The sequence below is a fragment of the Pseudomonas sp. GW822-FHT07A10 genome (genome assembly GCF_058798795.1).
In genome coordinates, this window is sequence record NZ_JBXAKV010000006.1 from 53,750 (window position 1) to 75,396 (window position 21,647).

Annotated in this window: 16 protein-coding genes; 11 read left to right on the forward strand and 5 right to left on the reverse strand. The window is 61.6% G+C overall.

The genetic code is table 11. The features are described from left to right. The first annotated feature begins 85 nt into the window (after positions 1 to 85). Genes AC1RL4_RS12315 through AC1RL4_RS12330 form a run of 4 tightly spaced genes read left to right on the forward strand, consistent with a single transcriptional unit; the run spans position 86 to position 3,424 of the window. Positions 86 to 1,417, forward strand: a complete 1,332-nt coding sequence (locus tag AC1RL4_RS12315) for an MFS transporter (RefSeq protein ID WP_019581934.1) — start codon at positions 86 to 88, stop codon at positions 1,415 to 1,417. Next, entirely contained in the window at positions 1,414 to 2,094 is a 681-nt protein-coding gene (locus AC1RL4_RS12320; protein ID WP_230172879.1) for a DsbA family oxidoreductase, read from the forward strand. The genes AC1RL4_RS12315 and AC1RL4_RS12320 overlap by 4 nt, the downstream gene beginning before the upstream one ends. Next, complete coding sequence (locus tag AC1RL4_RS12325; RefSeq protein WP_026286598.1) at positions 2,091 to 2,417, forward strand: Rieske (2Fe-2S) protein; 327 nt, start codon at positions 2,091 to 2,093, stop codon at positions 2,415 to 2,417. Before AC1RL4_RS12320 ends, AC1RL4_RS12325 begins: the two co-directional genes overlap by 4 nt. Further along, positions 2,414 to 3,424, forward strand: a complete 1,011-nt coding sequence (locus AC1RL4_RS12330) for a YeiH family protein (RefSeq protein ID WP_019581936.1) — start codon at positions 2,414 to 2,416, stop codon at positions 3,422 to 3,424. Before AC1RL4_RS12325 ends, AC1RL4_RS12330 begins: the two co-directional genes overlap by 4 nt. A 158-nt stretch (positions 3,425 to 3,582) precedes the next feature. On the opposite strand, the gene AC1RL4_RS12335 is transcribed toward AC1RL4_RS12330, so the two are convergent. The 3 genes from AC1RL4_RS12335 to AC1RL4_RS12345 all read right to left on the reverse strand — a co-directional run bounded on the left by AC1RL4_RS12335 (position 3,583) and on the right by AC1RL4_RS12345 (position 7,132). Continuing rightward, positions 3,583 to 4,236: a DUF2931 family protein gene (locus AC1RL4_RS12335; RefSeq protein ID WP_028939797.1), complete on the reverse strand. Its 654-nt coding sequence runs from the start codon at positions 4,234 to 4,236 to the stop codon at positions 3,583 to 3,585. A gap of 2 nt (positions 4,237 to 4,238) precedes the next feature. Continuing rightward, entirely contained in the window at positions 4,239 to 5,840 is a 1,602-nt protein-coding gene (locus AC1RL4_RS12340; protein WP_230172876.1) for a phospholipase effector Tle1 domain-containing protein, read from the reverse strand. A gap of 254 nt (positions 5,841 to 6,094) precedes the next feature. After that, on the reverse strand, positions 6,095 to 7,132 hold the full coding sequence (locus AC1RL4_RS12345; protein WP_096480784.1) for an AraC family transcriptional regulator: 1,038 nt from the start codon (positions 7,130 to 7,132) through the stop codon (positions 6,095 to 6,097). Positions 7,133 to 7,488: 356 nt separating this feature from the next. On the opposite strand from AC1RL4_RS12345, the gene AC1RL4_RS12350 reads away from it, so the two are divergent. The 7 genes from AC1RL4_RS12350 to AC1RL4_RS12380 all read left to right on the forward strand — a co-directional run bounded on the left by AC1RL4_RS12350 (position 7,489) and on the right by AC1RL4_RS12380 (position 18,264). Beyond that, on the forward strand, positions 7,489 to 8,055 hold the full coding sequence (locus AC1RL4_RS12350) for an RBBP9/YdeN family alpha/beta hydrolase (RefSeq protein WP_064616845.1): 567 nt from the start codon (positions 7,489 to 7,491) through the stop codon (positions 8,053 to 8,055). 127 nt (positions 8,056 to 8,182) lie between these two features. Further along, positions 8,183 to 10,195, forward strand: a complete 2,013-nt coding sequence (locus tag AC1RL4_RS12355) for a DUF1302 domain-containing protein (protein WP_230172873.1) — start codon at positions 8,183 to 8,185, stop codon at positions 10,193 to 10,195. A gap of 41 nt (positions 10,196 to 10,236) precedes the next feature. Beyond that, positions 10,237 to 11,595, forward strand: coding sequence for a DUF1329 domain-containing protein (locus AC1RL4_RS12360; protein WP_230172871.1), 1,359 nt, complete (start codon positions 10,237 to 10,239; stop codon positions 11,593 to 11,595). A gap of 150 nt (positions 11,596 to 11,745) precedes the next feature. Next, entirely contained in the window at positions 11,746 to 12,819 is a 1,074-nt protein-coding gene (locus AC1RL4_RS12365; protein WP_230172869.1) for a WD40/YVTN/BNR-like repeat-containing protein, read from the forward strand. A 31-nt stretch (positions 12,820 to 12,850) separates the two neighbouring features. Beyond that, positions 12,851 to 15,367 carry an efflux RND transporter permease subunit gene (locus AC1RL4_RS12370; protein WP_230172867.1) on the forward strand — a complete coding sequence of 839 codons (2,517 nt, stop codon included), beginning with the start codon at positions 12,851 to 12,853 and terminating at the stop codon, positions 15,365 to 15,367. A gap of 7 nt (positions 15,368 to 15,374) precedes the next feature. Beyond that, positions 15,375 to 17,153: an acyl-CoA dehydrogenase C-terminal domain-containing protein gene (locus AC1RL4_RS12375; RefSeq protein ID WP_230172865.1), complete on the forward strand. Its 1,779-nt coding sequence runs from the start codon at positions 15,375 to 15,377 to the stop codon at positions 17,151 to 17,153. Positions 17,154 to 17,256: 103 nt separating this feature from the next. After that, positions 17,257 to 18,264, forward strand: a complete 1,008-nt coding sequence (locus AC1RL4_RS12380) for an Ldh family oxidoreductase (RefSeq protein WP_019581946.1) — start codon at positions 17,257 to 17,259, stop codon at positions 18,262 to 18,264. A gap of 195 nt (positions 18,265 to 18,459) precedes the next feature. Here AC1RL4_RS12380 and AC1RL4_RS12385 read toward each other — a convergent pair whose 3' ends face one another. Continuing rightward, positions 18,460 to 20,040: an aldehyde dehydrogenase (NADP(+)) gene (locus tag AC1RL4_RS12385; RefSeq protein ID WP_230172863.1), complete on the reverse strand. Its 1,581-nt coding sequence runs from the start codon at positions 20,038 to 20,040 to the stop codon at positions 18,460 to 18,462. Positions 20,041 to 20,240: 200 nt separating this feature from the next. Further along, the gene (gene abaF / locus AC1RL4_RS12390; RefSeq protein ID WP_086945302.1) at positions 20,241 to 21,638 is read right to left on the reverse strand and encodes a fosfomycin efflux MFS transporter AbaF; all 1,398 of its coding nucleotides are present in this window, start codon (positions 21,636 to 21,638) and stop codon (positions 20,241 to 20,243) included. Between the last annotated feature and the right edge of the window lie 9 nt (positions 21,639 to 21,647).

Sequence of the window (21,647 nt, forward strand, 5' to 3'; positions counted from 1 at the left end):
ACGAAGCGGGCGGTTAAACGCCTCCCGCTCGCTGCATGGCAACACGCTTGATAACAACAATAAAACGAAGCTTTGAGGAGGCTGCATGGCCTTTCACCCAATCGCCGCAGACGATGACGACGGCAGTGGCGTCGGCATTGCGCGCAAGTATGCCTGGATCGTATTCGCACTGACGTTCGGCCTGCTGATTTCCGATTACATGTCGCGCCAGGTACTGAATGCGGTGTTTCCGATGCTCAAGGGCGAGTGGGCCCTGAGCGACGGTCAGCTCGGCCTGCTCAGTGGCATTGTTGCCCTGATGGTCGGCCTGCTCACATTCCCCTTGTCGTTGTTGGCGGATCGCTTCGGTCGGGTCAAAAGCCTGGCGTTGATGGCGCTGTTGTGGAGCCTGGCCACACTGGGCTGCGCGTTGGCGCAGGACTACCAGCAGATGTTTATCGCCCGCTTCATGGTGGGTGTCGGCGAGGCAGCCTATGGCAGCGTCGGCATCGCGGTGGTGATTTCGGTGTTTCCCAAACACATGCGTGCCACCCTGGCCAGTGCCTTCATGGCGGGCGGCATGTTCGGTTCGGTGTTGGGCATGGCGCTGGGCGGTGCCATCGCCGCCAAACTGGGCTGGCGCTGGTCGTTTGCCGGCATGGCGCTGTTCGGCCTGCTGCTGGCGGTGCTTTACCCGATCATCGTCAAGGAAGCACGCATTGCTCCGCAGCGTGCCGCGCAGGCGGCGAACAAGGCGGCTGCCGCGGTCAAGCGTCCGTTGCGTACGCTGTTTTCCAGCCGCTCGGTGATCGCTGCCTACATCGGCAGTGGCTTGCAACTGTTCGTCGGCGGCACCGTGATTGTGTGGATGCCCAGCTACCTCAATCGTTATTACGACATGGCCACGGACAAGGCGGGCGGCGTCGCGGCGATCATCGTGCTGTGCAGCGGCGCGGGGATGATCCTGTGCGGCATGCTCAGCGATCGACTGTGTCGCCCTTCGCCGGAGCGCAAAGTCGCTTTGGCCATCGCCTATTGCCTGGGCAGTTGTCTGCTGTTGTCGACGGCCTTCGCCCTGCCGGCAGGGCCTGTGCAATTGGTGCTGATCTGCCTGGGGATGTTGATTGCCGCCGGCACGACCGGTCCTTGCGGAGCCATGGTTGCCAACCTGACCCATTACTCGGTCCATGGCACGGCCTTCGCCACGCTGACCTTGGCCAACAACATGCTGGGGCTGGCGCCTGGGCCGTTCATCACCGGCCGGGTGTCCGACCTCATCGGCTTGCAGGCGGCTTTTCAAATGGTGCCACTGGTCAGTATCGCGGCAGCGGCCGTGTTCTTTTACGCCAAGTGTCATTACCACAAGGACATGGCCCGGCTTCAGGGCGAGCAAGTCCACGATTCGATTGGCAAAGCGGTGTTAGAGGTGAAGTTGTGAGTGGTCGTTTACGTATTGATGTGTTTTTCGATTTCATCTGCCCCTGGTGCCTGATCGGCAAGCGCCAACTGGAGCGCGCGCAAGACCTGCTGCGTGTCCAGCAACCCGGCGTGGAAATCACCACGGTGTGGCACGGGGTGCAATTGCTGCCGCAGCTGCCGGCACAGGGTGAACCCTTTGTCGATTTTTACCTCAAGCGCCTGGGCAGTCTTAAAGCCGTAGCGATGCGCCTGGCCCAGGTGCAGCAGGCTGCGATGGCGGTGGGCGTGCCCATCGATTTGAGTCGCATCGTCCGCATGCCCAATACCGCCGACGCCCATCGCTTGCTGGAGCGTGCGAAGGTGCTGGGCAATAGCGCCCAATGCGATGTTTTGCTTGAGCGTTTGTTCGCAGCCTATTTCCAGCTTCAGGGATCAGAGAGCGGTGAGGATCTGGGCAGCCAGGAGACCTTGCTTGCCATCGCCCGGTCGTGTGGTTTCGACCCTGATGCCATGGCCTCCTGCCTGCAAGGCGACGGCGATCCTTACATTGGCAACGAGGCGGGAGCCGCCAGCGGCGTGCCCAGTTTTCAGTTTGACGGTCGCCTGACGGTGGTGGGCGCGCAGCCTGCCGAGGCGCTACTTGACGCCATGTGCGAAGCCTTGCTCGACAGTCATCGCGCGCGGCAACCGGCATGAGTCTTCGAATCCCCGTGCCCGCTGGAAAACTCCCGCCGGCAGGCGGTCGTGCGCTGTTCGAATGCGATGGTAAAAGCCTGGCGTTATTCAACATCGAAGGTGACCTGTTCGCCATTGACGACAGTTGTCCGCACCAGGGCGCTTCGTTGTGTGGCGGGCGCCTTGAGGGGCGGGTGATCCAGTGCTGCGCCCATGGCCTGCGCTTCGATCTGCGCAGCGGTTACTTGCTCAATTCAACCCAGGTCAAAGTTGCCAACTATCCGGTCGAGACAATAGACGGCCAGGCATTCATCGTCATCGCTTGCGAGGAGCCCGCGCCATGAACGCTATCGCGCTTACCCGTATCCACAGCCGAACGCGCGAATTGGCGCCAGGCTTTATCGTCAGCTTGATCGTGGCGGCCGCCGCGTCCTTTTTGTCCGAGCATTACGGTGCGCCGGTGATGCTGTTTGCCTTGCTGTTGGGCATGGCGCTGAACTTCCTGGCCAGTGAGGGTGCCTGCAAGGCTGGCATCGAATTCACTGCACGTACTGTGTTGCGCATTGGCGTGGCCTTGCTCGGCATGCGCATCACCCTTGAGCAGATTGCCGCGCTGGGCTGGAAGCCTGTGGCGCTGGTGGTGATTCTGGTGGTGGTGACAATCGGCGTCTCGGTGATCGCGGCCAAGGCGATGGGATTTCAGCGCTTGTTCGGCATGCTCACCGGCGGGGCCACTGCGATTTGTGGTGCGTCGGCGGCGCTGGCGCTGGCGGCGGCATTGCCCAATCATCCACAGAAAGAACGCGCGACGTTGTTCACGGTGATCGGGGTGTCGGCGCTGTCGACCCTGGCAATGATCGTGTACCCGATGATTGCCAATTGGCTGTCGTTGTCGCCGCAAGTGGCGGGGGTGTTCCTGGGGGCGACCATCCACGATGTCGCCCAGGTCGTCGGCGCTGGTTACAGCCTGTCGACCGAAACTGGCGATACCGCAACAGTGGTCAAGTTGATGCGGGTGGCGATGCTGCTGCCGGTGATCGTGTGTGCGGCGATGGTCACGCGCATGCAGGGTGCCGATCCGACCGGCAAGCGACCACCGCTGCTACCGTGGTTCGCCGTCGGTTTTCTGCTGCTGGCCTGTATCAACAGCACCGGCTGGGTTGCCCCGGTGGTGCAAGGTTCGGTCAATGAACTGTCGCGTTGGTGCCTGGTGGTGTCCATCAGCGCCCTGGGCATGAAGACTCAGCTCAAGGAGCTGGCGGCGGTCGGTATCAAACCCATTCTGCTGATGGTGGGGGAGACGGTGTTCCTGGTCGTGCTGGTGTTGCTGTTGCTGCGCTGGGGGCTGTAGACACGCGACAACCTCATTCACGAGCGGCGTTGCACTGCGTTGCCTCCATGGCGCGGTGGGACTCTCGGCCGGTGTCCCTGACACCGGTTCTTTTGCGGCGACTGTGCCAGCAGTCGCCGTTTTTTTTGTTTGACCGGTTCTGGAACAACGATACGTCGTCACCAACTGCCATAGGGAATGCCAAAGCGTTCGATGTAGCGTTTGGAAGAGTCTTTGATCTTTCCGTGGTAGCCGTTGTACTTGCCTTGATAGGGGCCTAACGGCTCGATGCCGACTTGGCCACGGTCGACTTTGTGGGCACGGAAACAATCGTCCCAGACCCAGACCTGAATGATGCCGCCCGGCGCCAATCCCAGATTCAGGGCCGCACTCGGGTTGGCGGTGAACTCTGGGGTCTCGTGGCAACGTTGGGCTGTCGAGTTGCGCATGATATCGCGGGTGGACTCGGAGATATCGATCCAGCCCGCGTAGGTCTTGCGCTCGACAATCGATTGCCAGCGCACATAGAGTCGCTTCGGCAGGTCGGCGCCTGTGACGGGCTTGCCGGCCCCGCCAATACCTACCCAGCCCCGCGCATTTTCAGTTCCATTCTCGTGGTCGCTGCTACCTGCTACCCCCGCAGCGATATTGTAAAAAATCCGCCCGTTTATGTCCTCGACAGCGGAGGTCTCGACCCATACCGTCATATGAGCGGGCTCGGTGAAGCCGATGTACCACCAGGATGTCCTGTAGTCGTTTTTGGCCGACAGCGGATCGACGGGTTGGCAGGCACCTATCGATATAAGCGCCAATAACAGGATCAGAATTTTCATGGTTACAGTGTCCATTCCGGTACATGAGGGTGGTGCACCCTTGCGGCATCTGCCGTTGGGATATGGGCATAGGCCAGTTCGAATCGGGTGATGCGAGGCCCCGAAAGGAAAGTCGGGGTCCAGTGCGCTGACTGGTGGATGTAGTGCAGCTTCAGCAATTGCTCCTCTGCGGCGGTAACGCGGTAATCACCGGCGACAAACCGCTCGCACATTGGCTCAAGTTCCGCGGGTGGTGCTAATTCGGGATCTTCCTGAGGATCGTCAAATTCAACCCCATGCTTTTTGGCAGCTTCATACATCACCCGCAGGTACACCCGCGACAGCCCGGCACCGATCTTACGTCGTAGCTGTAAACCGACAAATACCCGCTTTTGTTTTGGCGCGTTCTGCTCTCTTGGTTCAGGCAGCAGCTTTACCGGATCTGGGGTGATCAGTTCCAGCATCTCCATGGGCCAGCCCTTGGCGTGCCATTTCGCCCGTTCCTGTTGGGCATCGCGGTAGATCGAGGTGGTTTTTACGTCGGTGAACTCACCGACTTCCAAGGCCTGCATGGGGTTGAGTAACACGCACTCTTCGATGTCTTCGCGGTAACCACCGCCGATATCCGAGTGAGCACCCGGCAGGCTGATTTCCAGATGGTCCGGACCGACGCTGTTGAGGGCGAAGTTCGCGCGGTACTCGTCCCGTGCCACCAGTTGCAGAACATTGGGAAAGAAGCGCGGCATCAAATACAACTTGACCCCGGGGGCTACCGGGCTGCGCACATAACCCAGGTTACTCAGGCCACCCACGGAAGCGACGGTGTCGAACAGGCCGACAAACCCGATGTTGACCCCTTCACCAAAGACCTTGCTGAAGCCCCGGGCGAACAGGCTATTCGGCAAGTACAGCGTTTCCCTGAGCGGACTGTTGGTCCCTGACAGGCACAAACAGGCGAAATGTCGGGCGGCGGCCGCACCACGGCTGAAGCCGAACACGTCGAAGGTCAAGGAGCTGATCTGGATGTCCGGGAAGACCTGATGAAAGTTGCGTAACCGCCGTTTGATCTGGCCGAATGCGTCAAATACCCGAGCTTCGATACCGGTCTCACCCCGGCCCCAAGCCATGCCCAGCAGACTGTCTTGCCCGCCTGCGGTCGTGCCAATACCTTCGACATAGACTTTATCGAATGCCTTTTTTTGCTGGATGATTTTTCCCCGGTCGGTAGATGTCATGTACAAATCATGTAACCGCGCAACATTCGTCACCTCACCCCCATAGCTGCCGTCAGGGTCCTGCATATACGGCTTGCAACTCCCATCCATATCCTCCGTCGACACCGGATGATGAGCCCCGCACTTGCGCCCCATCTCCACATTGAACGGGTTATTGCCGGTGCCATCGAAAAACACCCCGATACGCAGGGTGACATTCGCGAGAGCGGCTTCCTCGCGTATTTCCTTGGCTTCCCACTCAGCGTTGTGGTGCTCCTCCCGCGCCCGCTGTCGGGCCATCATTTCATCGTATTGAGCCTGGTTCGGTCGGTGCACGGGCCGTCGGGCACGCTCTGCCTGAGCTCGCTCGCGGCAGACGGCACAGTGGTAACCCACAAAGTCCTTTTCCATGGATGCATCCCTTTTGCGCAAAGCCCGTCCCCGGGCGCCAAATCAGTGATCGGTTTCCTGGGAACAACGGTGCGCGTTGGGGAATAGGTGACGCTGCCAGTCGCGGCTTGATCGCTTGTAGGATCGAGATGGGATGGTTGAAGCCTGAGGCTGTCAGAAAAGCCTTCAGGCAATGAATGCAGGGTATGAGGTGTGGAATGGCAGCGGACTTTTTTGCCCGCGCCAGCCATAGGTGACTCGAAGGTGCGGCTAGCTCAGGACTCTTTGGAGCCAGAGAGCGGTCTTGAGATGGTTTGTTTTTGTGCGCTGCGCCATGTAGCGGGCGGCATGCCGAACTGGGTGATGAACCAGCGTGTGAAGGAGCTCGCCATGGAGTAGCCGAGCATGTCGGCGATCCGGCCCAGCGAGTAATTCGGATTGTCCAGGTAGCGCAGCACCAGGTCGCGGCGCACGTCGTTGATCAGGTCGTTGAAGGCGCAGCCGTCGTCTTTGAGGCGGCGCTGCAGAGTCCGGACATTCATGCCCTGGGTCTGGGCGATCTGCTCGATGGTGGCGCGTCCCATCGGCAGCAGCAGGTAGATGGCTTTGCGCACCTCGAACAGTATCGACGGGCCTTCGTGGTTGAGCAGCGAGTCGAGGTAACTCTGGGCGTAGCGCGCCATGGCCGGGTCGGCATTGGGGTTGGTCATGTCGAGGCTGGCGTCGGAGCAGACAATGCCATTGAACTCACTGCCGAACTCCAGCGTGCAGCCGAACAGACGGCGATGCAGTTGCAGGTTGTCCGGGGGCTGGTGCGTGAAGTTGACGCTGTAGGGGTGCCAGTGGGTGCCGAGCAGGGCGGCGCACAGGCGGAACATGACCCCGATGGCCAGCTCGGTGGCCTGGCGGGACGGCATGGGCGATTCGGTGACCACCTCTTCGCGAATGATCACCATCTTGTCGGCCTCTTCAATGAAGATGGCCAGCGAATCATTCATCAGGTGACGGTAATTCACCACGACCTGCAAGGCATCACGCAGCGTACGTTGGTGGCTGAGGAGCAGGCTGACCACTCCGAAGTCCGAGAGCTGGCGCGACTCGGCCATGCTCAGGCCGAAATTCTGGCAGCCGCTGGCGGCGGCCGAGTCTTCCAGCAGGCGTACGGCGGCATCAATGGGAATGCGGTATTCGGGCGCTTGCAGCAGGGCTTTGCTCAGGCCGACGCCGGCCAGTACATCGCGCGGGTTGAACCCCAGGTATTGAGTGACTTCCAGGTAGTTGGTCAAGACGGCGGCGCGAACAAGCTTGGGCATGCGAAAGTCTTTCCTGGGCCGGTTGCGATTCAAATGAGCGTGGCGACTATATCCAGCACATCAGCAATTGAACAGTTGCGAGGTTGTCGAGGGCGCTCGCTCAAATCTGTCCAGAATCACCTTCGTTGTGGTGGAGCAATCGACGCTCACCCGTTGATTACAGTGACCCGCAGAGAACCTGCGGGGATTTACGACCAATGGTCGCCGCGTGCCGATCCCTGGAAATTTGTCATGAAAAGAAAAGTGCCTGACGTCCAATGAAAAGCGCTTTGGGTGGGCGCTCTTTAATGTCAGTCCTACAAAAAGCCCCTGGCCAATAGAGCCAGTCGAGTCATCGAGAAAGCGAAGGTGTTGACGTGGACAAACTGCAAACTGCCGCAACCGTTCTGATCGTACCGGGCCTGCGCGAGCACGTTGCCGAGCATTGGCAAACGCTGCTTGAAGCCAGGTTGTGCAAGGTGCGCAGTGTGCCGCCGCAGGCAACCGACAAGCTCGATTGCGCCAAGCGGGTCGAAGCGATTCAACACCAGCTGGAGCAGATCGATGGGCCGGTGATTCTGGTGGCCCACAGCGCGGGCGTGTTGATGGTCGCACACTGGGCTGCGCAACACAGCCGGCCGATCAAGGGTGCGCTGCTGGCCACTCCTCCGGATCTCGATGCTGATTGGCCGCAAGGCTACCCATCCGCTGAAACCCTGCGTACCCAAGGTTGGAACCCCCTGCCAAAAGGGCCTCTGCCGTTCCGCAGTCTGGTGGCCGCCAGTACCAACGACCACCTCGCCAGCCTGGCCGCCGTCACTCAGCTGGCTGAAGGCTGGGGCAGTGAACTGCTCAACGTGGGCGATGCAGGTCATCTCAATCCGGCTGCAGGCTTTGGCCACTGGCCTCAAGCCGAAGCTCTCATCCTGGAGCTGGACCGCTAGTTCAGGCGCCGGGTGGCCCCCAGTCATCCGGCATTTGCCCTCATTCCTGAAAAACGCAAACCCCTGGAACAAGGGGGTGTGAGGGCGGCTGCGCTTAAAACAAATACAAAAAGGCGGAGACAACGCAATGCACAACAATAAGAGTCACGGGTTCGCCCCCTCGCGATGCACCTTGTTGGCCTCGGCCATTCTGGGCGCAGCCGTGCCGGTTGCCCATGCGGTCGAACTCGACACAGGTAACCCGGACTGGACCGCGCGCCTGGATAACACCGTCAAGTACAACTACGGTGTGCGCACCGAAAGCGCCGACAAGCGCCTGTTGGCGACGCCGAACAACAACGATGGCGACTACAACTTCCGCAAGGCCGGAACCAACATCACCAACCGCGTTGACCTGTTGACCGAAATGGATGTGGTCTACAAGGACCACATGGGCTTTCGCGTCAGCGCCGCCAGTTGGTATGACAAGGCCTACGAGAACACCGGCTCCAATTCCAACCCGTTCGTCAATGGCAATGACGCAAGGTCGGGTCTGGTCGCCAACGATCCGCGCCTGGCCGGGGTCACGGGCGACAATGTCGGCAATGGCAGCCCCCACCTGAGCCACTACGCCGAGCGTTACTACACCGGTCCTTCCGGCGAAATCCTCGACGCCTTCGTGTTCTACAGCACCGAAGTGGGCGAGGAGTCGCTGTTGAGCGTCAAGGCCGGTCAGCACAACGTGTTCTGGGGCGAGACCATTCTCAACCCGGTGCACTCGATCAGCTACGGCCAGTCCGGGCTGGACCTGGCCAAACTGGCCGCATCGCCGGGAACCGAAGCCAAGGAACTGTTCGTTCCGCGTAACCAGCTGTCGATGTCGTTCACCGTCAATCCCGAGTTGACCGTGGCCGCTCAGTACTTCCTCGATTGGGATGCCGCCCGCCTACCGGAAGCCGGTACTTACTATGGCGGCTCCGATCTGGTCGGCTTCGGTGCGCAGTCGTTCCTGCTGGGCAACACCAATGGCGTGGTGCCGGGCAGCCCGTTGGGTTGTGGTTTGGCGCCCTGCAACAGTTTGACCAATGTGCGTCGCGGTCATGACCTGACGCCGGACAAGCGCGGCGACTGGGGCGTGATGGCCAAGTGGTCGCCGGCCTGGCTGGATGGCACCCTCGGTGTTTACTACCGCAATACCTCGGAAATCCTGCCGCAAGCCTGGCTGAACGCCACCGGGCTGACGTCGGCCAATCCCAACGGCACCCCGCCTGCCGGCATGGTGCCGGCGGTGGTCAACACCCTCAATTCGTTGAGCACCAGCACCTATCAACTGGCCTATGCCGACAACATTCAGATCTTTGGCCTGAGCCTGTCCAAGGATGTGCGCGGTATCAGTGTGGGTTCGGACCTGAACATTCGTCACAACATGCCGCTGGCCAGTATTCCGGCGATTGTCAGCTCGACCGGGCCGCAGGGTTTCGGCGCCGGTCTGGGCCTGCTGCCGGCCCGTACGGCGGCCACCGGTGTGATCTATGACACCCCGCAAAAGGGCGACAGCCTGAGTGCCACCGGTGACACGTTGCACTGGACGCTCAACGGCCTGATGACATTCCCGAAAACACCGGTGTTCGATTCGGCCAGCCTGCTCGCCGAGTTGTACTACAGCAACCTGCTCAAGCTCGATAGCAAGAACGAAGCGCTCTACAAGGGCCAGGACACCTATCGCGGCATCGACCAGCCGACCCGGGACAACTGGGGCATCGCGGTCAACTTCACACCGACCTGGTACCAGGTATTCCCGGGGGTCGATCTCAACGCCCCGATGTCCATCAACGTCGGCCTCGCCGGCGTGTCACCGGTGTCCGGTGGCGGTGCCAAAGACACCGGCAACTATGCCTTGGGCGTGGGTGCCGTTGTGTACAACAAATACTTCATCGACCTGAAGTACGTGGACTCCTTCGGCAAGACCGACAAGTGCGACGTCAGTGGCTTGAGCACCGGCGCGGCCAATGCCGGCAGCGGAGACGGTTCCACACCCAATGCCTTTAGCGGCAATGAAAACTACGCGTGTTACGGCGGTGGCTACTCGGCCTTCTCCGGTGGTGGTGCCACGACTGAGGACCGTGGCGCCGTTTACCTGACGATGAAAACCACTTTTTGATTCACCACTGGCTTACGCAAAGTAAGCAGGAGAATAACAAGATGAAATGTGTGCAAACCGTGTTAGCCGCCTCGTTGGCGATGGTTATTGCCTCCCAGGCACAGGCCGCTGTATCGGCTCAGGAAGCCGCCAGGCTCGGCACCAGCCTGACCCTGGTCGGGGCTGAAAAAGCCGGGAATGCCGACGGATCCATCCCCGCCTATGACGGTGGCCTGACCACGCCGCCGGCCAGCTTCAAATCCGGTGACAGCATGCGCCCGGATCCCTTCGCCAACGAAAAGCCGCTGCTGGTGATCGACGGCAAGAACGTCGATCAGTACAAGGGCTTGCTCAGTGCAACCACCGCGGAACTGGCCAAGCGTTTCCCAAGTTTCCGCGTCAATGTCTACCCGACCCACCGTACCGTCTCTTTGCCCAAGGCGGTGCTGGACAACGGGGTGAAAAATGCCACCGGCGCCAAGTCCCTCGAAGGCGGGTTGGCCGTCGATAACGTGCTGCCCGGCGTGCCGTTCCCGATTCCGCAGACGGGTAACGAGGCGATGTGGAACTTCCTGTTGCGTTATCAGGGCGTCAGCATCAACTCCAAGTACGACTCCTGGAACGTCGACTCCGCAGGCATTCCGAGCCTGGCGACCACCGGGCAGGCGTTCATTTCCTATCCGATCTACGAGAACCTGGCGCAGCCGATCAGCAGCGCCGACGTGTACTACCAGATGAAGCTGTCCTACACCGGCCCTGCGCGCCGGGCCGGTGAAGCGGTGATGCTCAAGGACGCCGCCAACCCGCTGCAGCAACCGCGCCGTGCCTGGCAATACTTGCCTGGCCAGCGTCGGGTCAAGCTGGCACCGAACCTGGCTTACGACACGCCTAACCCTGGCACCGCCGGTGCCGGCACCTACGACGATGTTTTCGTGTTCAACGGTGCACTGGACCGCTACGACTGGAAGCTGGTGGGCAAGCAGGAAATGATCGTGCCCTACAACACTTACAAGCTGACCTACGCCCAGGACCCCAAGTCGCTGACCACTGCCAATCACCTGGCACCCGATTATGTGCGTTGGGAAAAACATCGCGTCTGGGTGGTGGAGGGCAATCTCAAGGCTGGCGCCCGACACATCTATCAGAAGCGTCGCTTCTACCTCGATGAAGACAGTTGGACCGCTCTGGCCTCTGACCAGTACGACGCCCGTGGTCAGCTGTACCGTGGCTCCTTCGCGTTCCTCAGCCAGAGCTACGACAAGCAAGTCCCGGACTCCACGCCCTTCATGATCTACGACCTGGTGGGTGGTTCCTACAACATCAACGGTGTGGTCGGGCCTTACGGCGGGATCAAGTACATCGAGCCGCTCTCCAAGGCGCAGTGGTCGTCGGAATCCCTGGCAGGTAGCGGGATTCGCTAAGCAAACCGTGACAACGCGTCCGAGCGTTCCGTTGCCCGCAAGGCAAGGGAACGCACGACGGTCGGCGTATGCCGATCGTTTCGGGCGTCAGGTTTGAAAGTCAGGCACACGGATGTGTGTCCCGGCGCGGTTATCCGAAGAGGACGCGGTATGTGTTCGTACAAAAATTATCTGCGGCTGGCGCTCGGCGCACTGCTTGCAATGTTGCAGGGCTTGAGCCAGGCCTCCGGTTATGTCGACGTGCTGGATCTGCCGGCCAGGGTCAGCGCCCTGGCTGTCAACAGCCCGCTATCGGGCATGGCCCGCGACGGCGACCGTCTGGTCGCCGTCGGGCAGCGTGGCCACATTCTGTATTCCGATGATGCCGGCAAACACTGGCAGCAGGCAGCGGTGCCAGTCAGTGCCGACCTCAATGCCGTCAGTTTTCCTTCCACTACCCAAGGCTGGGCGGTGGGCGGTGACGGCGTGGTGTTGCACAGCAGTGACGCGGGTGCGACCTGGCGCAAGCAACTGGATGGCCGCGAGATCGGCGCCTTGCTGGTCAAGCATTACGGCGCGTTGGCCAGTGCAGAGCCCGGCAACGAGCAATGGCCACTGCTGGTCGCCGAAGGTGAGCGCCTGATTGCGCAGGGCGCCGACAAACCCTTGCTCGATGTCTGGTTCGCTAACGACCGCCTCGGCTATGTGGTCGGGGTGTTCAACCTGATCCTGCGTACCGAAGACGGCGGCCAGAGCTGGACGCCGTTTCAGGACCGCACCGACAACCCGCAGGGCTTTCACCTCAACGCCATCGCCTCCACCGGCGATGCGTTGTACATCGCCGGTGAACAGGGCCTGTTGCTCAAATGGAACAACACCGATCAGCGCTTCGCCGCCGTACCGACACCCTATCAGGGCAGTTTTTTCGGCGTGCTTGGCAAATCCGGCGAAGTGATTGCCTACGGCCTGCGCGGCAACGTGTTGCGCAGCACCGACGGCGGCCTCAACTGGACCCCGCTGGACAGTGGCCTGCACGTCAGCATCACCGCCGGCCTCGTCGATAACCGTGGCAACTATCGCTTGTTCACCCAGGGCGGGCAGATGCTGGTCAGCCAGGGCACAGGCGCGCAATTGCACCTGGTTCAGCAACCGGCATCGACCCCGGTGACCGGCGCCGCTCAGTCCGCCGACGGTGCGCTGGTGCTGGTTGGCAGCCGTGGTGCACGGACGCTGTCCGTTGAATAAGTCCTCGAACCCTTAGAGCGAGAACCCAGACATGGGCCATACCAAACAAGAAACCATGCCGGTGATCCGCGATCTGCGGGATTTCGACCGCCATTCCGGCAATCGGCTGGAGCGGCTGGTGTTCAACTATCGTCCGCTGTTCATGCTGCTGATGGCGCTGGTCACCCTGATGTTGGGCTACATGGCCGCGACTCGCCTGGAGCTGCGTCCAAGCTTCGAAAAGATGATTCCGCAGAGCCAGCCGTACATCCAGAACTTCCTGGAAAACCGCCAGTCGCTGCGCGGTTTGGGTAACTCGGTACGGGTGGTGGTGGAGAACACTCAGGGCGATATCTTCGACCCCGGTTACCTGGACGTGCTCAAACAGGTCAACGACCGATTGTTCCTTGCCGAGGGTGTCGACCGTGCCTGGATGAAGTCGTTGTGGAGCCCGGCGGTGCGCTGGACCGAAGTCACCGAGGAAGGTTTCCAGGGCGGCCCGGTGATGCCCGATACCTACCAGGGCAAGCCGGCAGAAATAGAACAGCTGCGCCAGAACATTTCCCGCGCCGGTATCGTCGGCAGTCTGGTGGCCTGCGACTACAAATCGAGCATGCTGATCGTGCCGCTGCTGGACAAGGCCACGGCCAGCGGTCAGCGCATCGACTACCACGCCTTTTCGCAAATGCTCGAAGAACAGTTGCGCGACCAGATCGAGTTTGCCGGTGATAGTGCTGCACGCAAGGCCGGGGAGGAGGGCAAGGGCCCGTACAAAGTCCGGGTGATCGGTTTCGCCAAACTGATGGGAGACCTGATCGACGGGTTGATCCAGGTGATGATGTTCTTTGGCCTGGCCGTCGTCACTTCGCTGATCATCATTTACGCCTACACCCGATGCGTGCGCAGCACCTTGCTGGTGGTCGGCTGCTCGCTGATCGCGGTGGTCTGGCAGCTGGGCATCGTCGCCTGGCTCGGCTATGCCATCGACCCGTACTCGGTGCTCGTGCCTTTCCTGATCTTCGCCATCGGCGTGTCCCACGCGGCGCAGAAGATGAACGGCATCATGCAAGACATCGCCCGTGGCACCCACAAACTGATCGGCGCACGCTACACCTTCCGCCGCCTGTTCATTGCCGGCGTTACCGCGCTGCTGGCCGACGCCGTCGGCTTCGCGGTACTGATGCTGATCGATATTCCGGTGATCCGGGATCTGGCGATCACCGCCAGTATCGGTGTGGCGGTGCTGATTTTCACTTCGCTGTTGCTGATGCCGGTGGCGCTGTCTTATGTCGGCGTGGGCGCCAGGGCTGCCGAGCGTGCGCTGAACATCGACACGCGCGCCGAAGGGCACAAAGGCTTCGGCAAACTGTGGGACTTGCTCGACCGCTTCACCACGGCCAAATGGGCCACGGGGGCGGTAGTGGTCGCGGTACTGATGGGCATCGGCGGTTTCATGATCAGCCAGCAGCTGAAGATCGGCGATCTGGAAAGTGGCGCACCGGAGTTGCGTGCCGACTCTCGCTATAACCGTGATAACGCCTACATCACCAGCCACTACGCGCTGTCCAGCGACCTGTTCGCGGTGATGATCAAGACCGCGCCGGAAGGCTGCCTGAGCTACAAGACGCTGATTCTCGCCGATCGCCTGGCCTGGGAGCTGCAGCAGTATCCGGGCGTACAGGCCACGACTTCGCTGGTTAACGCGGTGCGCCAGATCACCGCCGGCACCTATGAAGGCAACCCCAAGCTCAACAGCATCCAGCGCAATCAGGACGTATTGAATTACGCCGCGCAGCAAGCCTCGGTCAACTCCCCGGAGTTGTTCAACACCGATTGTTCGCTGATGCCAGTGATCACGTTCCTCAAGGACCACAAGGCCGAGACCCTCGATGCCGTGGTGGGCATCGCCGAAAAATTTGCCCTGGAGAACAACAGCGACGATCGCCAGTTCCTGCTGGCGGCCGGGTCGGCCGGGATTGAGGCGGCGACCAACATTGTGGTGCGCGAGGCCAATCGCACCATGCTGCTTTACGTCTATGCGGCGGTGACGCTGTTCTGTCTGATCACCTTCCGCAGTTGGCGCGCAACCCTGGTCGCCCTGTTGCCATTGGTCCTGACCTCGATCCTGTGCGAGGCGTTGATGGTGGCCATGGGCATTGGCGTGAAAGTCGCGACCCTGCCAGTGATCGCCTTGGGCGTGGGCATCGGCGTGGATTACGCCTTGTACCTGCTCAGCGTGCAATTGCATTACCAGCGCCAGGGCCTGCCGCTGAGCCAGGCCTACCGCAGCGCCGTGTCGTTTACCGGCCGGGTGGTGGGCCTGGTGGGCATCACCCTCGCGGCGGGCGTTGTGTGCTGGGTCTGGTCGCCGATCAAGTTCCAGGCCGACATGGGCATCCTGCTGACCTTCATGTTCCTGTGGAACATGCTCGGCGCGCTGATCCTGATCCCGGCCCTGTCGTACTTCTTGCTGCGTCACCCCGTTGCGCAAGCTGATGTGGCGCAAACCGCTGAAACCGATACAACCCAACGTCAGGCCATGTCGCATGCCCTGACCACTTCTGAGTAAGCCAACTATGTCTGATTACAAAGCTCCCTTGCGCGACATGCGCTTCGTACTCAACGAGGTCTTCGAGGTGTCCCGGCTCTGGGCCAGATTGCCTGGCCTGGCCGAGGTGATCGATGAAGAAACGGCCGCCGCGATCCTTGAGGAGGCCGGCAAGATCAGCGCCGAGGTGGTCGCGCCGCTGAACCGCAGCAGCGATGAGCAGGGCTGCACCTGGAGCAATGGCATCGTCATCGCTCCCGAAGGTTTTGTCGCGGCTTATCAAGCGTTCGCCGCAGGCGGTTGGGTGGGTGTCGGCGGTGACCCACAGTTCGGTGGTATGGGCATGCCCAAGGCCATCTCGGCTCAGGTCGAGGAGATGGTCAACTCGGCGAGTCTGTCGTTCGGTCTATACCCGATGTTGACCGCCGGGGCGTGCCTGTCGATCAATGCCCATGCCAGCCAGGAACTCAAGGAGCGTTATCTGCCGAACATGTATGCCGGCACCTGGACCGGTTCCATGTGCCTGACCGAGGCGCATGCCGGCACCGACCTGGGCCTGATCCGCACCCGAGCCGAGCCTCAGGCCGACGGCAGTTTCAAGATCAGTGGCAGCAAGATTTTCATCACCGGCGGCGAGCACGACCTGACCGAAAACATCATTCACCTGGTGCTGGCCAGACTGCCCGATGCACCCGCCGGCCCCAAGGGCATTTCACTGTTCCTGGTGCCCAAGGTGCTGGTGAATGCCGATGGCTCGCTGGGTGAACGCAATGCACTGTCCTGCGGTTCAATCGAACACAAGATGGGCATCAAGGCGTCCGCGACCTGCGTGATGAACTTTGACGGCGCCACTGGCTGGATCGTCGATGCGCCGAACAAGGGGCTGGCGGCGATGTTCACCATGATGAACTACGAACGCCTGGGCGTGGGTATCCAGGGCCTGGCGTTGGGTGAGCGCTCGTACCAGAACGCCGTCGCATATGCCCGTGACCGTCTGCAAAGCCGTTCGCCGACGGGCGCGCAGAGCAAGGACAAGTCTGCCGATCCGATCATCGTGCATCCGGATGTACGGCGGATGCTGTTGACCATGAAGGCCTTGAACGAAGGCGGGCGGGCGTTTTCCAGCTACGTGGCCCTGCAACTGGATACCGCCAGGTACAGCGATGACGCGCCAACCCGCACCCGCGCCCAGGAACTGGTGTCGCTGCTGACCCCTGTGGCCAAGGCGTTCCTCACCGACATGGGGCTGGAAACCACGGTGCACGGCCAGCAAATCTTCGGCGGCCACGGATACATCCGGGAATGGGGCCAGGAGCAATTGGTTCGCGATGTGCGCATCACTCAGATCTACGAAGGCACCAACGGCATTCAGTCGCTGGACCTGGCCGGGCGCAAAATAGTCGCCAGCGGCGGGGCGCTCTACCGCTTGTTCGCCGCCGAAGTTCGCCACTACACCGCCAACGCCTGCGCTGACCTGGGTGAGTTCACCAAACCGTTGAATGCCGCGATGGACACCCTTGACGAACTGACCGCGTGGCTGCTGGATCGAGCCCAGAGCAACCCGAATGAAATCGGCGCGGCCTCGGTCGAGTACCTGCATGTGTTCGGCTATACCGCGTACGCCTACATGTGGACGCGAATGGCCAAGACTGCGATGAGTACGCACTCCAAGGACGCTTTCTATGCCAGTAAACTGGCCACCGCGCGCTTCTACTTCGCCCGCCTGCTGCCGCGCATCCACTCGCTGAGTGCATCGGCCAGGGCCGGTAGCGAATGCCTCTTTGAACTGGAAGCAGCGCAGTTTTGATCGAAAGGGCACTGTGCCCATTTCGTCACCCTCCGTCCCTAAACCGATCAAGCCACCGCTCCTTGGATAGACCACGCTGAACGGTCTGTCCAAGGAGATGACCATGATTCGACTGACCCTGATCGAAGCCCGTGAATTGGCCGAAGCGATCCTGTTGCACAACGGTTTTAACCTGGCCCATGCGCAAGCGGTGGCGGCGACGGTGATCGCCGGCGAGCGCGATGGCTGCGCCTCCCACGGTTTGTACCGGATTCTGGGCTGCGTGAATTCCCTGCGGGCCGGCAAGGTGTCGGCCAACGCCGAGCCACGGGTGATCGACCAGGCACCGTCGATTGTGCGGGTGGATGCCGGGGGTGGTTTTTCGCAGTTGGCGTTCCAGGCAGGTTTGCCGCTACTGGCGGAGAAAACCCGGGCCAACGGGATTGCGGCGTTGGCGATCAATCGCTGCGTGCATTTCTCGGCGCTGTGGGTGGAGATCGAGCAGTTGACCGCCGCCGGGCTGGTGGCGCTGGCGTGTAATCCGAGCCATGCCTGGGTGGCGCCGGCCGGGGGACGGGTGCCGGTGTTCGGCACCAATCCCATTGCCTTTGGCTGGCCACGCGTGGGGCAGGATCCGTTTGTGTTCGACTTCGCCACCAGTGCAATTGCCCGTGGCGATATCGAGTTGCATCGGCGTGCCGGCAAGGCGATTCCCGAGGGCTGGGGCGTAGACGCCGAGGGGCGGCCGAGCACCGATGCCAACGTGGTGCTCGATAGCGGCGCGATGCTGACGTTCGGTGGGCACAAGGGCTCGGCGCTGGCGGCAATGGTGGAGTTGATTGCCGGGCCTTTGATCGGTGACCTGACCAGCGCCGAGTCACTGGCTTACGACGCGGGCAGCAAGTCATCGCCCTACCATGGCGAGTTGATCATCGCGCTGGATCCGCGACGCTTTCTGGGAGCGGCCACTGAAGAGCACTTGGCCCGGGCCGAGGTGTTGTTTCAGGGGATTGAAGGGCAGGGGGCGCGCTTGCCGTCGCAACGGCGTTATGCGGCACGGGCGCACAGTTTGGTGGAGGGCGTGCAGATTCCCGAGGCGCTGTACAACGATCTGAAAGTGCTGCTGACTTGATAATCCGAACTCCTGTGGAAGCGAGCCTGTGTGGCGAGGGGGCTTGTGTGGTGAGGGGGCTTGCCCCCGTTCGGCTGCGTAGCAGTCGTAAAACCATTACATGCGGTGTACCTGATACACCGCGATTGCAGGTTTTGGGGCCGCTTCGCAACCCAACGGGGGCAAGCCCCCTCACCACACAGGAGCGTTGTGTTGTCAGACCGGTTCGCGGTGGCTGGCGCCATCGACCAGGCGGGCAATGCCCAGCGGGTTGGCGTTTTTCAGGGCGTCGGGCAGCAAGGCATCCGGGCAGTTCTGGTAGCACACCGGGCGCAGGAAACGCTCGATGGCCAGGCTGCCGACCGACGTGCCACGGGCGTCGGAGGTCGCCGGGTAAGGGCCGCCATGCACCATCGCATCGCACACTTCAACGCCGGTGGGGTAGCCATTGAACAGCACCCGGCCGGCCTTTTGTTCCAGCAGCACCAGCAGATCGGCGTGTTCGTGCAGGTCCTGCGTTTCGCCAATCAAAGTGGCGGTGAGTTGACCGTGCAAACTGTTCAGCGCTTGTTGTAACTCGGCTTTATCGGCCACTTCGACGACGAGGGTGGTCGGGCCGAACACTTCTTCCTGCAACAGCGGATCACCCTTGAGCAGCAGGCTGACGTCGGCCTTGAACAGTTGCGGCCGGGCTTGATTGCCGTGCTGGTCCTGGCCTGCCAGATGGCTTATCCCTGGATGGTCGACTAACGCCTGCACACCTTTTTCGTAGCTGGCGAGGGTGCCGGCGTTGAGCATGGTTTGCGCCGGCTGTTCGGCCATCAAGGCGCTGAGCCGAGCGGTGAACGCGCTGAACTGTGGTGAGCGGATACCGATCACCAACCCTGGATTGGTGCAGAACTGACCGCACCCCTGGACCACCGACGCCACCAGTTCACCGGCGATTTTTTCGCCCCGTGCGCGCAGGGCTTCAGGCAATACCAGCACCGGGTTGATGCTGCTCATTTCGGCGAACACCGGAATCGGTTGTGGCCGTGCGGCGGCCATGTCACAGAGGGCGCGACCGCCTTTGAGCGAGCCGGTGAAACCGACGGCCTGGATCGCCGGATGCTTGACCAGCGTTTCACCGACGCCCGCGCCGTAGATCATGTTGAACACGCCTTTAGGCATGTCGGTTTGCTCGGCGGCGCGGATGATTGCGTCGGCCACGCGTTCAGCGGTCGCCATGTGTCCGCTGTGGGCCTTGAACACCACCGGGCAACCGGCGGCCAGAGCCGCCGCGGTATCACCGCCAGCGGTAGAAAAGGCCAGCGGGAAGTTACTGGCACCGAACACGGCCACCGGGCCGACGCCGATCCGGTATTGACGCAGGTCGACCCGTGGCAGTGGCTGACGTTCGGGCAATGCGCGGTCGATGCGCGCACCATAGAAATCGCCCCGGCGCAGCACCTGAGCGAACAGGCGCATCTGGCCGCTGGTGCGGCTGCGTTCGCCCTGGATGCGTCCGGTTGGCAGGGCGGTTTCGCGAGTGACCAGGGCGACGAATTCGTCATCCAGGGCATCCAGTTGCGCGGCGATGGCCTCGAGAAACTCTGCACGGCGCGTCGCCGGCAAGTTACGAAAGGCGGGGTAAGCGGCAGCGGCGGCTTGGGCTGCGGCGTGCACTTCCTCGACGGTGGCTTGCATGAACGAATAGGGCAGTACTGCGCCGGTGCTGGCGTCATGGCTCTGCATCGCGATGTTGCCAGCGGCGCTGCGGGCACCGCCGATGTAGTTGTGGCCGATGATCTGGGGCATGGAAAACTCCTGTCGAAAAAGGGCAGTTTTGATTGAGGAAAAGGCGCGTCGAACACAAAACCCGTGGCGAGGGGGCTTGCCCCCGTTGGGTCGCGAAGCGGCCCTGAAAGGGATTTGCGACCGCTGCGCGGTCGAACGGGGCGATGCGGCGTTCCGACAAGCCCCCTCGCCACAAATGTTTGCCGGACTAAAGATCCGGTTCAGGCCAGCGAATCACCCCGGCGCGCAGCGGCCGGCACGGCGTTGTCCAGCGCAGCAATACGCGCAGCAGATTCGGCATCCACCTGGTGCAACGACTTGCCACGGGTTTCCCGGGTCAGGCCGACAGCCACAATGGAGATCAGCGCGGCGCCCACCAGGTACCAGGCGATCGGTGTCGAGCTGTGGTACTTGTTGAGCAGGGTGATGGCGATCAGCGGCGCGAGGGATCCGGCGAAGATCGGCGCCACCTGGTAGCACAGCGAAAGGGCGGTGTAGCGCACATGGGTCGGGAACATTTCGGCCATCAGCGCCGAGTAGGGCGCATAGGTCATCGACTCGATGGCCAGGCCCAGGGTGATGGCGCCGATGATCAGCCAGTTGTTGCCGGTGTCCATCATCGGGAAGCCGATGAAGCCCCAGAACGCAGTGAGCACCGCGCCGATCAGGTACACCGGTTTACGCCCCACGATATCCGACAGATAGCCCATCAACGGGATCAGGAAAAAGTGCAGCAGGTGCGCGCCGAACATCAGCAACAGAATCTCTGAAGTGTCCTTGTGCACCACCAGTTTCAGGTAGGTGATCGAAAAGGTGACCACCGTGTAATAGAGGATGTTCTCGGCAAACCGCGCGCCGATCCCCACCAGCACCGCGCGCCAGTGATGGCGCAACACTTCCACCACGCCCAGTTGTTGCTGTTTGGTCTGCGCTTGCCGGGCCTGGGCCTCCTTGAAAATCGGCGCGTCATCGACGCTGGTGCGAATCCAGTAGCCGATCAGCACCACCACCGCCGAGAACCAGAACGCCACGCGCCAGCCCCAGGCGAGGAATTGTTGCTCTGACAGGTTCGACGACAACAGCAGCAAGGCAACGGTCGCCACCAGGTTACCGGCCGGCACCCCGGCTTGCGGCCAACTGGCCCAGAAGCCTCGGCGATTGTCCGGGCAGTGCTCGGACACCAGCAGAATCGCGCCACCCCATTCGCCACCAAAGGCAAAGCCCTGGATCAGCCGCAGCAGCACCAATAACACCGGCGCGGCATAGCCGATGCTGTCGAAGCCGGGCAGGCAACCCATCAGGAACGTGGTGATGCCAACCACCACCAGGCTCAGTTGCAGCAGGCGCTTGCGGCCGAACTTGTCACCGTAGTGACCGAACACCAGACCGCCCAACGGACGGGCGAGGAAGCCGACGGCGTACAGGGCGAAGGCGGCGATGATGCCGTCGATCGGACTGTCGGTCTGACGGAAGAACAGCTGGCCGAAGACCAAGGCCGAGGCGGTGCCGTAGAGAAAGAATTCATACCACTCGGCGACAGTGCCGGCCATGGCGGCGGCCACCACGCGTTTGAGTCCCGAGGGTGTGGTTGCGCTGGACGTGCTGTGAGGATTGGACATGCTGACGTT

What these genes read in the sequence shown, in the direction of transcription:
- AC1RL4_RS12315 (WP_019581934.1), top strand. Translation starts at nt 86, where the DNA reads ATGGCCTTTCACCCAATCGCCGCAGACGATGACGACGGCAGTGGCGTC.
- AC1RL4_RS12325 (WP_026286598.1), top strand. Translation starts at nt 2,091, where the DNA reads ATGAGTCTTCGAATCCCCGTGCCCGCTGGAAAACTCCCGCCGGCAGGC.
- AC1RL4_RS12330 (WP_019581936.1), top strand. Translation starts at nt 2,414, where the DNA reads ATGAACGCTATCGCGCTTACCCGTATCCACAGCCGAACGCGCGAATTG.
- AC1RL4_RS12335 (WP_028939797.1), bottom strand. Translation starts at nt 4,236, where the DNA reads ATGAAAATTCTGATCCTGTTATTGGCGCTTATATCGATAGGTGCCTGC.
- AC1RL4_RS12340 (WP_230172876.1), bottom strand. Translation starts at nt 5,840, where the DNA reads ATGGAAAAGGACTTTGTGGGTTACCACTGTGCCGTCTGCCGCGAGCGA.
- AC1RL4_RS12345 (WP_096480784.1), bottom strand. Translation starts at nt 7,132, where the DNA reads ATGCCCAAGCTTGTTCGCGCCGCCGTCTTGACCAACTACCTGGAAGTC.
- AC1RL4_RS12355 (WP_230172873.1), top strand. Translation starts at nt 8,183, where the DNA reads ATGCACAACAATAAGAGTCACGGGTTCGCCCCCTCGCGATGCACCTTG.
- AC1RL4_RS12360 (WP_230172871.1), top strand. Translation starts at nt 10,237, where the DNA reads ATGAAATGTGTGCAAACCGTGTTAGCCGCCTCGTTGGCGATGGTTATT.
- AC1RL4_RS12365 (WP_230172869.1), top strand. Translation starts at nt 11,746, where the DNA reads ATGTGTTCGTACAAAAATTATCTGCGGCTGGCGCTCGGCGCACTGCTT.
- AC1RL4_RS12370 (WP_230172867.1), top strand. Translation starts at nt 12,851, where the DNA reads ATGGGCCATACCAAACAAGAAACCATGCCGGTGATCCGCGATCTGCGG.
- AC1RL4_RS12375 (WP_230172865.1), top strand. Translation starts at nt 15,375, where the DNA reads ATGTCTGATTACAAAGCTCCCTTGCGCGACATGCGCTTCGTACTCAAC.
- AC1RL4_RS12380 (WP_019581946.1), top strand. Translation starts at nt 17,257, where the DNA reads ATGATTCGACTGACCCTGATCGAAGCCCGTGAATTGGCCGAAGCGATC.
- AC1RL4_RS12385 (WP_230172863.1), bottom strand. Translation starts at nt 20,040, where the DNA reads ATGCCCCAGATCATCGGCCACAACTACATCGGCGGTGCCCGCAGCGCC.
- abaF (WP_086945302.1), bottom strand. Translation starts at nt 21,638, where the DNA reads ATGTCCAATCCTCACAGCACGTCCAGCGCAACCACACCCTCGGGACTC.